This is a genomic window from Fundidesulfovibrio agrisoli (assembly GCF_022808715.1).
Classification (GTDB): Bacteria; Desulfobacterota; Desulfovibrionia; order Desulfovibrionales; family Desulfovibrionaceae; genus Fundidesulfovibrio; species Fundidesulfovibrio agrisoli.
The window spans coordinates 1-11966 of the sequence record NZ_JAKZKX010000043.1 but is presented as its reverse complement, the minus strand read 5'-3'; the positions used below and the strand labels follow the sequence as shown (position 1 = coordinate 11966).

Genomic DNA, 11966 nt, shown 5'->3' with positions numbered 1-11966 from the left:
CCCCGGACATATCGGAAGAATATCCGGGGGCCGCGCCGCGCGGAGGGCTGGGGCGCTGACACACTGTCTCAGGGCGGTTGGAGACCCTAAATCAGGAAGACGCTTTGGCGAGGTGGAGGCATCCACCACGTCAGACGCGTCACTGAAGCTGGGCAGGAAAACAGAAGGACCGGGTGGCGATCAGCCATCCGGTCCTTTGATTTGTCATTGTTTCGCAGCCAGCGCGAAGCGGTATGGGATTCCAAAGGGCGCAGCCCTTTGGCTGCCGGAGGCGAAATAATCCTCTTTACTGCTGGAACCTGACGGGCAGGGCGGCGGTGAGCGCGTCGCACAGAGCCTTGTGGGCCTTGTCCACGTCCTTGTCGGTCAGGGTGCGCTGGGCGTGGCGGTAGGTGACGCGGTAGGTCACGTTCTTTTCCGCGCCGCCTTCGGGCACGAACAGGTCCACCACGGCCGCGTCCTCCAGGATGGCGACCTTCTGCCCGGCCACGGCGTCCAGCACCGAGGCCACGGAGAGCGCGGCGGGCATGACCAGGGTCATGTCCCGGCGGGAGGGCGGGAACTTGGGCAGGCCCTGGAAGCGGATGGAGCGACCCTCGTGCAGGGCCATGAGGGCCTCCAGGTCGATCTCGGCCATCCAGAGTTCGGCCTTGACCCCGAAGCTCTCGGCCACGTCGGGCAGCACGCGGCCCATCTCGCCGATGGCGCGGCCGCCGTAGGAAATCTCCACGCAGGGGGCCAGCCAGGGGTGATCCTTCTTGACCGCGCACACAGGCGCGCCCAGGCCCAGGGAACCCAGCAGGTTCTCCACCAGGCCCTTCAAGTCGGAGTAGTCGGCCTTCTCCTCGGGCCAGGGGAAGGCGGCGAAGCGCGCGCCGTGCAGGGCCAGGGCCAGGCGGTGCGACTCGCGCACCGTGGTCTCGCTGGCCTTGTCGGCCTGGAAGACCTTGGCCACCTCGAACAGGCGCAGGTTCATGTTGCCCTGGTTCAGGTTGTGGCGCACGGACTTGAGCAGACCCGGGGCCAGCGCGGTGCGCATGACGTTCTGGTCTTCCGAGAGGGGGTTGGCCACGGGCACGCGGCCCTCGTCCGGCAGGCCAAGGAGGTCCAGCTCCTGCTGTCCCACGAAGGAGTAGTTCACTGTCTCGCGCAGGCCGGCGCCGGCGGCCCAGGCCTTGACGCGGCGCAGGAAGGGCACCTCGGCTCCGAGGGTGTCGGTGATCTGAAGCTGTTTGACCATGCGCGGCATAACGGCGGGGATGCGGTCCATGCCGTAGACGCGGCCCACCTCCTCGATGAGGTCCACCTCGCGCTCCAGGTCGAGCCGGGCGGGCGGGGGGGTGACGGTCCAGGCTTCGGAGGCCTTGGCCTCCAGCTCGCAGCCCAGGCCCAGCAGGGTCTTGCGGCAGAAATCGGGGGTGACCTCCACGCCCAGCAGGGCGGTGGCGCGGGCCGGGCGGAAGCCCAGGGGCGTGCTGACCCAGGGCGCGGGCTCGGCGCAGGCCACGCCGGGGAGCACCGTGCCGCCGGAGACCTGGGCCATGAGCGCGGCCGCGCGGTTCATGGCGAAAAGGGATGCAGGCTGGTCCACACCGCGCTCGTAGCGGTAGGAGGACTCGCTGGAAATGCCCAGGCGGCGGCCGGTCTTGCGGATGGTGGCCGGGTTGAACACGGCGCACTCCAGCAGCACCTCGGTGGAGGCGGCGTTCATTTCGGTGTTCTCGCCGCCCATGACGCCCGCCAGGGCAACGGGCTTCTCGGCGTCGCAGATGAGCAGGTCGCTGCCGGTGAGGGTGCGCTCCTGGCCGTCCAGGGTGGTGAAGCGCATGCCGTCGGTTGCGCGCTTGACCACGATGCGCCCGCCCGCAAGCAGGTTGCGGTCGAAGGCGTGCAGGGGCTGGCCCAGCTCCAGCATGACGTAGTTGGTGACGTCGACGATGTTGCTCACCGGGCGCTGTCCCATGGCCGTGAGGCGGTAGCGCATCCAGGCCGGGCTCGGCCCCATGGCCACGCCCTTGAGCACGCGGGCGCGGTAGACCGGGCAGAGCTTGGGGTCTTCGATGCTGACGGAGACCAGGGAGGTGGCGTCCTCCCCGGATTCGTTCAGCTGGAAGCGGGGCATGGAGAGCGGCAGGCCGAAGGCCATGGCGGTCTCGCGAGCCAGGCCCAGAATGGAGAGGCAGTCCGCGCGGTTGGGCGTGATGCCGATCTCCAGGATGGTGTCGTCCAGGTTCATGGCCTGGGCCAGGGTGATGCCGGGAGCGGGTTCGCCCTCGATCACCAGGATGCCCTCGGATTTTTCGGCCAGCCCCAGCTCCGACTCGGAGCAGATCATGCCGAAGGATTCGACGCCGCGGATCTTGCTCTTCTTGATGGTCAGCCCGCCGGGGAGGACCGTGCCGATCCTGGCCACGGGAACGCGCTGCCCGGCGGCCACGTTGGGCGCGCCGCAGACGATCTGCAGGAGGGCTTGCTCGCCCACGTCCACGGTGCAGACGGAGAGCTTGTCCGCGTCGGGGTGCTTCTCGCGGGTGAGCACGTGGCCCACCACCACGTCGGCGGCGGCGGAGAAGGGACGGCTGACGCCCTCCACTTCGAGGCCGAGCATGGTCAGCCTGTCGGCCAGGGTGTCGACGGGGCCCTCGTAGGGGACGAACTCACGCAGCCAGTTCAGAGAGAGAAGCATATGCAAAGCCTCCGGCGGAGAGCTCCGGCCCGATCGTCGGGTTCCGGCCTATCCAGCCATCATGATCGAGTAAGCCCGCCTTCGGAGTGGCGCATGGCGCGCCAAGGCCGCTAGGCGAACTGGCCCAGGAAACGGACGTCGTTTTCGAAAAAGAGCCGCAGGTCGCCCACGCCGTACTTGAGCATGGTCACGCGCTCCACACCCATGCCGAAGGCGAAGCCGGAATGGACCTCGGGGTCGATGTCCACGGCCTTCAGCACATTGGGGTCCACCATGCCGCAACCCAGGATCTCCACCCAGCCGGTGGTCTTGCACACGCGGCAGGCCTGGCCGTTCACGTGGCCCTTGCCCTCGCACATGACGCAGGAGATATCGACCTCGGCGCTGGGCTCGGTGAAGGGGAAGAAGCTCGGGCGGAAGCGCACCAGGGTGTCGGGGCCGAAGATGCGGTGCACGAAGAAGGTCAGGGTGCCGCGCAGGTCGGCCATGGTCACGCCCTTGTCCACGAGGATGCCTTCGATCTGGTGGAACATGGGGGAGTGGGTGAGGTCGGAGTCCCGGCGGTAGACCTTGCCCGGCGCGATGGCGGCCACGGGGGGCTTGCGGGAGAGCAGCGTGCGCACCTGCAGGGGCGAGGTGTGCGTGCGCAGCAGAACATTGTCCCCGATGTAGAGGGTGTCCTGCATGTCCCGGGCGGGGTGCTCGGGAGGGAAGTTCAGGGCCTCGAAGTTGTAGAAATCCGTCTCGATCTCGGGACCGGAGACGATTTCGAAGCCCATGCTCTGGAAGGCGCTGGTGATCTCCTCCGACACGATGGTCAGAGGATGCAGCCCCCCCAAGGACGGCGCGCGTCCCGGCAGGGAGGGGTCGAACCCGGCGAGCATGGCCTCGTCCTGGGCGCGCTTGAGGGCCTCGAGGCGCAGGGTGTACTGCGCGGTGAGCGACTCCTTGACGGAGTTGGCGGCCTGCCCCGCGTCGCGCTTCTCCTCGGGGGTGAGCCCGGGGAGCTTGGCCATGATCTGGGCCAGGCGACCCTTGCGCCCCAGGAAGAGGACGCGCAGCTCTTCGAGCTGATCGAAGGAATCCGCCCGGCCGAGGATGCTCTTGGCTTCCCCGGCCAGGGCGGTCAGCTCCTCGATGAGGGCCTGGCCTGAACTCACTAGTTCACCTTGGCCTTGGCCATCTCGACCAGCTTGGCGAAGCCGGTCTTCTCGCGCACGGCCATGTCGGCCAGGACCTTGCGGTCCAGTTCGATCCCGGCCAGGTTCAGGCCGTGGATGAACTTGCCGTAGCTCATGCCGTTCTCGCGGGCGGCGGCGTTGATGCGCATGATCCACAGCTTGCGGAACTCGCGCTTCTTCACCTTGCGGTCGCGGTAGGCGTAAGCCAGGGCGCGCTCGACGTTCTCACGGGCGGTTTCGTAGAGCACCGAACGGGCGCCCACGAAGCCTTTGGCCATCTTCAGATACTTTTTGTGCCGCCTGTGGGCAGCGAATCCGCGTTTAACGCGCATGGTTTCGTCCTCCTTGGAGCAAGGCTCGCGGCGTGTTCGCCGGACGGGCCGTCTCCCGAAATTGAAAAGCTCTCGAAGCCGCCGATGCCGAAGCAGCCATATCCCTCAGGCCAGCCGGACGAGTCCGGCCAGTCGCAGGGGCGGCCCTGCGTCCGTTGGCGGCCTTCAGGCTAGGCGTAAGGCATCATCCGCCGGCAGGCACGCTCGTTGGCGCTGTCGACGATGGCCGAGGGCGACAACTGGCGCTTCCGCTTGGCGGTCTTCTTGGTCAGGATGTGGCGCTTGTTCTGCCTGCGGCGGCGGAACTTGCCGGTGCCGGTGACACTGAAGCGCTTCGCGGCACACTTGTTGGTCTTCATCTTAGGCATTGTCGTCCTCCTGAAAATACTGCCCGCTCCGGGCTTTTTCTACCCGCAGCGGGCGGCACGCCGTAACCTGCGTGATATGTGATGCGCTATGGCTTCTTCTTCACCGACGGGGCGAGCATCATGTTCATGACGCGGCCTTCGAAGCGGGGCTCCTGCTCCACTTTGACCAGCTCGCCCAGGTCCACCACGATGCGCTCGAGGATTTTGGCGCCGCGGTCCTTGTGGACCACTTCGCGCCCCCGGAAGAACACCGAGACCTTGCAGCGGTCGCCGGCTTCCAGGAAGCGGCGGATGTGCTTGAGCTTGGTCTGGTAGTCGTGCTCGTCGGTCTTGGGCCGGACTTTGATTTCCTTGACCTGGATGACCGTCTGCTTCTTCCTGGCTTCCTGGATCTTCTTCTGCTGCTGGTACTTGAACTTACCATTGTCCATGATCCGGCAGACCGGAGGATCGGCGGCAGCGGCGACCTCGACCAGGTCCAGGCCTTTCTCCTGGGCCAGGCGAAGGGCCTCGCTGGTGGGCAGAATGCCCAGCTGAGAGCCGTCGTCGGCGATCACCCGCACTTCGCGCGCGCGGATCTGATGGTTGCAGCGTGCGGCGTCACTGGCAGAAGTTATAGCGCATTCCTCCTCGTTTGAATGGGGCCTGGCAGTCCTCGAGGATTTTCGAGGCCACGTCGTCCACTCCCATAAGTCCTAAATTCTCACCCGAGCGCAGGCGGACGTTGACGCCGCGCGCTTCGAGCTCCTGGTCCCCGATGACGAGCATGTAGGGGATTTTTTCCATTTGGGCCTCGCGCACCTTGTAGCCGAGCTTCTCGTTGCGGAGGTCGGCCTCCGCGCGGATGCCCGCATCCCGCAGGCGCTCCAGCACGAACTGCGCGTGGGCGTCGTGCGCGTCGGTGACGGTGAGGATTCTCGCCTGCACCGGGGCCAGCCACGTGGGAAAGGCTCCCGCCGTGTGCTCGATGAGCACACCCAGGAACCGTTCGACCGCGCCGAGGATGACCCTGTGCAGCATGACCGGCCGGTGTTTCTCTCCGTCCTGGCCGGTGTAGGTCAGGTCGAAGCGCTCCGGCAGGGTGAAGTCGCACTGGATCGTAGCGCACTGCCACCGGCGATCTAAAGCATCTTTGAGTTTGATGTCAATCTTGGGTCCGTAGAAAGCCCCGTCGCCCTCGTTGACCGTGTAGGGCAGTCCGGCGGCGTTCATGGCCTGGATCAGGGCGTTGGTGGCCAGATCCCAGGCTTCGTCGGAGCCGATGGACTTCTCCGGGCGGGTGGAGAGTTGGGCCTCGAACTCGAAGCCGAACAGGCCCACCACGTCCTTGACGAAAGTGATGATGGAGATGATCTCGTCCTGCAGCTGGTCCGGGCGGCAGAGGATGTGCGCATCGTCCTGGGTGAACTGGCGCACGCGCAGCAGGCCGTGCAGCACGCCGGACTTCTCGTGGCGGTGCACCACGCCCAGCTCGAAGTAGCGCTGGGGCAGGTCGCGGTAGGAGCGCAGGCGGGACTTGTAGATCAGCATGTGCGACAGGCAGTTCATGGGCTTGATGCCGTAGGCCTGCTCGTCGATCTCGGTGAAATACATGTTCTCGCGGTAGTTGTCGTAGTGCCCGGAGCGCTCCCAAAGCTCGCGCTTGAGGATCTGCGGGCCCTGCACGATCTGATAGCCGCGGCGCAGGTGCTCCTTGCGCTCGAAATCTTCGATGATGGTGCGCACCAGCGCGCCCTTGGGGTGCCAGATGGCCATGCCCGCGCCGGCCTCGTCCGAGAAGCTGAACAGGTCGAGCTGGACGCCCAGGCGGCGATGGTCGCGCTTCTTGGCCTCCTCCAGGCGCTGGAGGTAGGTCTTGAGCTCCTTGGGGTCGGCGAAGGCCGCGCCGTAGATGCGCGAGAGCATGGGGCGCTTCTCGTCGCCGCGCCAGTAAGCCCCGGCCACGTGGGTCAGCTTGAAGGCCTTGAGGAAGCTGGTGGAGGGCACGTGGGGGCCGCGGCAGAGGTCCGTGAAGGCGCCCTGGGTGTAGAGCGACACGGTGTCCGCCGGGATGTCGGCCAGCACTTCGAGCTTGTAGTCCTCGCCCATGCCCTTGAACACGCCCTCGGCCTCGGCCTTGGAGACCGTGCGGCAGGAGAAGGTGTGCCCCTGGGCCACCAGGCGCTCCATCTCGGCCTGGATGCGCTCCAGATCTTCCGGGGTGAAGGGGCGTTCGAAGGCGAAATCGTAGTAGAAGCCGTTCTCGATGGCCGGGCCGATGGTCACCTGGGCGCTGGGGAACAGCGACTTGACCGCCTCGGCCAGCACGTGGGCGGCGGAGTGGCGGATGACCTCGACGCCCTCGGGACTGTCGGCGGGGATGGGAGTCAGTTCGGTGCAGGTGTCGGGCAGCGGAGCGTAGAGGTCCAGAAGCGCCTCGCCGCAGCGAGCCACCACAGTGTTCTTGAAGGCCTTGCCGGAGAGCGCCTTGGCGAGCACTTCCCCAACTTTTTGGCCGGCCTGTGCCTCAACAGTCTGATCACCGACGCGGACGTTCACGATATCGCTCCATCCCGGGAGGCGTACGGCTTCCCAAGTCGAAAAAAAGGGAGGCGGGGCCTCCCTTAAGGTCAATGGTAGGACCGAGGAGATTTGAACTCCTGACCCCTTGCGTGTCAAGCAAGTGCTCTCCCCCTGAGCTACGGTCCTGCAGGGAGGTGAGAAATGCCCAAACCCGGCTCCGAAGTCAAGGGGTTTCTGAAACCGTGACGACTTTTTTCTTTTCCTCCGCGCAACTCACTCAGCCCACCGGCAGGCTCACCGTGAACTCGCAGCCCTTGCCCGGTTCCGACGCGGCCCGGATGTCGCCCTGGTGGTCCTGCAGGATGCGGTAGCACACCGAGAGCCCCAGGCCCGTGCCGCGCTCCTTGGTGGTGTAGAAGGGGTTGAAGATCAGCTTGAGCTGCTCCGGCGGCAGCCCCGGGCCGGAGTCGCGCACGATGATCTCGGCCGACCCGCCGTTGCGACTGGTGGTCACGGCCACGTGCCCGCCCTCGGGCATGGCTTCGGCCGCGTTCTTGATCAGGTTGATGATGACCTGCCGCAACTGGCCGGGGTCGTGCAGCACGGGGGGCAGGCCTTCGGCCAGCTCGGTGCGCAGCTCCACCCCGCGCGCGGCCAGTTCCGTCTCCATGAGCTTGAGCGTGTCCGCCACGGTGGCGTTCAGGTCCAACGGCTCGAGCCTGGGGGCCGAGGGGCGGGTGAAGTCCCGCACCTCCATCAGGAGGGTCTCCAGGCGTTTGGCCTCCTCCTCCACCATGCGCAGCTTCTCGTGCTCCTTGCTGCCCGCGTCCAGGGTGCGCCGCACCTGCCGGGCGAACCCGGCCATGAGCATCAGCGGGTTCTTGATCTCGTGGGAGATGTGCGAGGCGGCCTCCCCGATGGCGGCGAAGCGCTCCGAGCGGATCAGGCGCTCCTGCGTGTCCAGCAGGGTGCGCAGGTTCTCGGTGATCTTGTCGCGGGCCTCCCGCAACTCGCTGGTGCGGATTTCCACCTCGGACTTGAGCTCGCTGGACCAGCGCATGGAGAAATAGATGGTCACGGCCAGGCCCATGAAGACCACGGCCTGGAAGGCGGCCACCATGAGCATCTCGCGCCTTGTCGCCTGGCCGATGATGCCCTCTACCTCCTCCACGGGGGCCACCACGGCCACGCCCCAGACCAGGGGGCGGGGCTGGTCCGGCGCGATGCGCGCCGGGGTGTAGGCGATGAGCTTGCGCACCTCCCCGCGCGCGCCGCGGTGCCAGCCTGAGACGTACCAGTCCACGCCCTCCTGCCCTTTGAGGATGTGGTCGCGCATGATGGTTTCTATGCGCGAGTAGTCCAGGTTCGGGTCGCGCCCGATACGGGCCTGCACGGCGTCGCTGCCGATGAATTCCGCGATGAAGTGGTCCAGGAAGATGCCGCGCTGGTCCAGCACCCAGGCGTAGCCGGTCTCGCCGGAGCGCACGTCGTGGGCGTAGCGCTGGGCCACGCTCATGGCGTCCACGACCATGAACAGGGTGCCCGGCCTGTCGGGGGTCGTGCCCACGGGCCAGTACCGCGTGGCGATGCGCACGATGGTCTTGCCCTTGAACGGCCCGGCAGTGGGTGCCTCGCAGGGGCCGTAGAGCACCTTGAACGTGGTCGCGGTGCCGTCCGCCCAATCCAGGAAGGGGGCGTAGTCCAGCACGAGGGGGGCCTCCACCGGACCGTCCGCGTCGAACAGGGTCACCTCCTGGGAGCCGGGCGGCGAGTATCCGATGGCCAGCACGTCGCTGGAGCGCAGGATCTCCAGGAAGGGAGGGATGGCCCGCTCCGGGGTGCGCAACAGTTCGGGGTGTTTGTGGCCGATGCTGGCCAGCTCCAGCAGGCTGCCCTGCAGGTAGGCGAAGTGTTGGGTGATGTCCTGGGCGACCTTCTGGGCCAGGATGAGCTGCTGGTTGTTGAATTGCCGCGTGGCCACGGCCTGCAGCTCGTTCTGGGCCCGCTGCCCGATCCACCACATGACAGCCCCCAGGATCAGGAGCGCCGTCGTGGCGAGGATGACGAACTTTCGGGTCATGGCGGCATCCTTATGCGAGCTTGCTCATGGCATAACGCATCCCTGGGGCTTGGGCAACGGCGGCGAGGCACCGCTTGATACGTCGCAGGGCAGGGAGTATGCTTCACAATCCAAAAGGAGGGATGCTGCATGAAACGTGCGGACACGATCTTCGCCCTGGCGGGCATGGCCATCTACATCCTGGCGCTCACATGGCGCTAGGCAGGCCGGTCACACTGGCAATGGTTTCAGGCGCGCTCCTGGCCTGCCTGCTGGCAGGCGGCTGCGGCGGCAAGCCCCGCTACGAGCGCGCCGGGGCCACATCCGCCCAGCAGGAGCAGGACAACGCCGACTGCGCCTGGGAGGCGGCCAAGGCCACCGGCAACATGCCTGACAAGGGCCGTTCCGACCGGCTTCAGGAACTGCTGGACGCCTGCATGCGGGCCAAGGGCTACGCGAGGCACTAGCCCCGCAGCCCGGGGCGTTCCGCCCGGGCCGGAGCCTCAGGCCAGACCGCGCCTGCCGCGGCAGACGAACGCCCGCCAACCCGATGTGGCTGATGACGGCCGGATGAACGCGCTCCTGGCGCGGCGCGGCTAGAGCAGGTCGTTTCCGCGCAGATAGGCGTAGCCCGCCGGGGTGCAGACGTAGCCGCGCACCACGTCGCGCTGGGGCTGGGTGAGCCGGACCTTGGCCACCAGGCCGGAGGCGAATGCGTCGTACAGGTTGGCCCTGGCGTGGTGCTTGAGAATGTAGGACTTGGGCACAGCCTCCCCCATGAAGGAGAGGCGCGAGGCCAGGTACACGTCCTTGACCAGCTTGTCCGTGGCCGTGGGGTGGTACGGCGGCTCCTCCTGGGTGGTGGCCTGCCACAGCAGGCGGCCCTTTTCGCTGAAGCGCACGCCCTTGACCTTCTGCCCGAAGGAGCGGAGCTTCACCTTCTCCAGCACGCCTTCCTTCAGAAGCCTTTCAGCCGCCTTCCCGTCAAGGAAGACGGTATGTTCCTCGGGGGTTATCCCCTGATATTTCTTCACCTTGTCGAACTGGTCCACCACCCGCAACAGCAGGGTTTCGGGCTCGGAAAACTCGCGCATGGCATCCCTCCCCAGGGCTGACGATGCGCGCACGATACGGAATCCGGCACTGGGCGTGGTTACGGGAGTGTGACGAGGGCCGCGCCGCGTGTGACATTTGAAGGTTCGCGGGGCGCAACAGCAAAAGGCCAGGCATTTCTGCCTGGCCTTGCATGTTCCTTGGTGCCGAAGAGAGGACTCGAACCTCCACGGAGTTGCCCCCACTAGACCCTGAACCTAGCGTGTCTACCAATTCCACCACTTCGGCGTGGGAGAGAGGCTTTTATCAGCGAGGGGCGGGAGGGGCAAGAGGAAATCACAGGGTCTGTGACGATTTTTTCCTGCCCCGCAAAAGCAGGAAGGCCAGGCATTTCTGCCTGGCCTTACCTGAAAAGGGTGGTGCCGAAGAGAGGACTCGAACCTCCACGGAGTTGCCCCCACTAGACCCTGAACCTAGCGTGTCTACCAATTCCACCACTTCGGCACGGGAGAGACGCTTCTATGCGCCTCCGGGGTGTTTGGCAAGCACTTTTTTATGCCCTTGCGATTTTTACTCGGTTGATGCCGCCGCACGTTTCGGATACCTCCAGGGGCGGGCATCCCGCCCCTCTGGAACCCCCCATGATCGTAGCCCGCACATTCGACGAACTCGAAGGCGTCCTCAACGGATGCTGCCTCACCATCGGCAATTTCGACGGCGTCCACGTGGCGCACCAGAAGCTTCTGGCACGCACCCGCGAACGCGCCAAGGCCCTGAACGTGGTCAGCCTGGCCCTCACCTTCGAGCCGCACCCCCGCAGCGTGCTCCTCGGCAAGAACGACCCCCCGCGCCTGACCACCCCCGAGGTCAAGCTGGAGCTCATCGCCGCCACCGGCATCGAGGCCTGCATGGTCCTGGCCTTCACCCGGGCCTTCGCCGCCCTGGAGCCGCAGGATTTCGTGCGCGACTGCCTGGTGCGCGAGCTGGGCATGCGCGAGCTCATCATCGGCCACGACTGGGCCTTCGGCAAGGGCCGCAAGGGCGACTACAACACCCTCTCCGCCCTGGGGCGCGAGCTGGGCTTTGCCGTGGAGCGCCTCGGCCCCGTGCTGGTGGACGACGCCGTGGTCAGCTCCACGCGCATCCGCGACATGCTGGGCGCGGGCGACGTCTGGGACGCCAAGCCCCTGCTGGGCCGTTTCCACAGGGTGCGCGGCGAGGTCATCCACGGGGCGGACCGGGGCGGCAAGCTCCTGGGCTTCCCCACGGCCAACGTCAACGCCAGGGACCAGCTCCTGCCCAAGGGCGGCGTGTACGCCGTGTGGGTGACGCGCGGGGAGGACGTCTGGGCGGGCGTGGCCAACCTGGGCACCAACCCCACCTTCGGCGGAGGGGCGCTCTCCGTGGAGGCGCATATTTTCGACTACGCGGGCGACCTCTACGGCAAGGAGGTGGACCTGCACTTCGTCCAGCGCCTGCGCGCCGAAAAGAAGTTCTCCGGCATCGACGAGCTCAAGGCGCGCATCGCCGAGGACGTGCGGCTGGCCAAGAGGATACTCGCCGCGCCGGAATCCGCCCTGTAGAGGGAGAAGCGCCGGGAGGTAATAGCCTCCGGCGGGCAAAGGGAGTTCCTCCCTTTGCAATCCATTTCCGCTTCGCGTTTGTGGCGAAACCATCCTGATTTCTTGGCGACACTCCCGCGTCGAACCATATTGGCTGTGTGGCCTGCCCTGCTGAGCCCCGGCCGAGGATATTCTTCCGATATGTCCGACGGCCGGGGCTCAG

10 protein-coding genes and 3 tRNA genes are annotated in these 11966 nt (G+C 66.4%); 2 read left to right on the top strand and 11 right to left on the bottom strand.

What is annotated here, in order from left to right; all coding sequences use genetic code 11:
• Positions 1-286: 286 nt before the first annotated feature.
• From pheT to MLE27_RS17640, 8 genes are all read right to left on the bottom strand, one after another.
• A complete protein-coding gene (gene pheT / locus MLE27_RS17675; RefSeq protein WP_243313942.1) occupies positions 287-2686 on the bottom strand; it encodes a phenylalanine--tRNA ligase subunit beta in 2400 nt (799 codons plus the stop codon).
• Positions 2687-2796: 110 nt separating this feature from the next.
• Positions 2797-3846, bottom strand: a complete 1050-nt coding sequence (gene pheS, locus MLE27_RS17670; RefSeq protein WP_243313940.1) for a phenylalanine--tRNA ligase subunit alpha — start codon at positions 3844-3846, stop codon at positions 2797-2799.
• Entirely contained in the window at positions 3846-4199 is a 354-nt protein-coding gene (rplT, locus tag MLE27_RS17665) for a 50S ribosomal protein L20 (protein ID WP_243313938.1), read from the bottom strand. Before rplT ends, pheS begins: the two co-directional genes overlap by 1 nt.
• A gap of 170 nt (positions 4200-4369) precedes the next feature.
• Positions 4370-4567, bottom strand: a complete 198-nt coding sequence (rpmI, locus tag MLE27_RS17660; protein WP_243313936.1) for a 50S ribosomal protein L35 — start codon at positions 4565-4567, stop codon at positions 4370-4372.
• 86 nt (positions 4568-4653) lie between these two features.
• Positions 4654-5184, bottom strand: coding sequence for a translation initiation factor IF-3 (infC, locus tag MLE27_RS17655; RefSeq protein WP_243313944.1), 531 nt, complete (start codon positions 5182-5184; stop codon positions 4654-4656).
• Positions 5168-7105 (bottom strand): threonine--tRNA ligase, encoded by a 1938-nt coding sequence (gene thrS, locus MLE27_RS17650; RefSeq protein WP_243313934.1) that lies wholly within the window; start codon positions 7103-7105, stop codon positions 5168-5170. Before thrS ends, infC begins: the two co-directional genes overlap by 17 nt.
• Before the next feature lie 75 nt (positions 7106-7180).
• Positions 7181-7255, bottom strand: a tRNA-Val gene (locus tag MLE27_RS17645).
• Between the two features lie 91 nt (positions 7256-7346).
• Complete coding sequence (locus MLE27_RS17640; protein WP_243313933.1) at positions 7347-9149, bottom strand: sensor histidine kinase; 1803 nt, start codon at positions 9147-9149, stop codon at positions 7347-7349.
• Between the two features lie 191 nt (positions 9150-9340).
• Here MLE27_RS17640 and MLE27_RS17635 point away from each other — a divergent pair, with 191 nt between their 5' ends.
• The gene (locus MLE27_RS17635) at positions 9341-9595 is read left to right on the top strand and encodes a hypothetical protein (RefSeq protein WP_243313931.1); all 255 of its coding nucleotides are present in this window, start codon (positions 9341-9343) and stop codon (positions 9593-9595) included.
• 129 nt (positions 9596-9724) lie between these two features.
• Here the strand turns inward: MLE27_RS17635 and MLE27_RS17630 are convergent, their stop codons facing one another.
• From MLE27_RS17630 to MLE27_RS17620, 3 genes are all read right to left on the bottom strand, one after another.
• Positions 9725-10222 carry a hypothetical protein gene (locus MLE27_RS17630; RefSeq protein ID WP_243313930.1) on the bottom strand — a complete coding sequence of 166 codons (498 nt, stop codon included), beginning with the start codon at positions 10220-10222 and terminating at the stop codon, positions 9725-9727.
• A gap of 160 nt (positions 10223-10382) precedes the next feature.
• Positions 10383-10469: transfer RNA gene (locus tag MLE27_RS17625), tRNA-Leu, on the bottom strand.
• A gap of 129 nt (positions 10470-10598) precedes the next feature.
• Positions 10599-10685 (bottom strand) — tRNA-Leu (locus MLE27_RS17620).
• 137 nt (positions 10686-10822) lie between these two features.
• Between MLE27_RS17620 and MLE27_RS17615 the strand changes: the two genes are divergently transcribed.
• Positions 10823-11764, top strand: a complete 942-nt coding sequence (locus MLE27_RS17615) for a bifunctional riboflavin kinase/FAD synthetase (protein ID WP_243313928.1) — start codon at positions 10823-10825, stop codon at positions 11762-11764.
• Positions 11765-11966 lie beyond the last annotated feature (202 nt).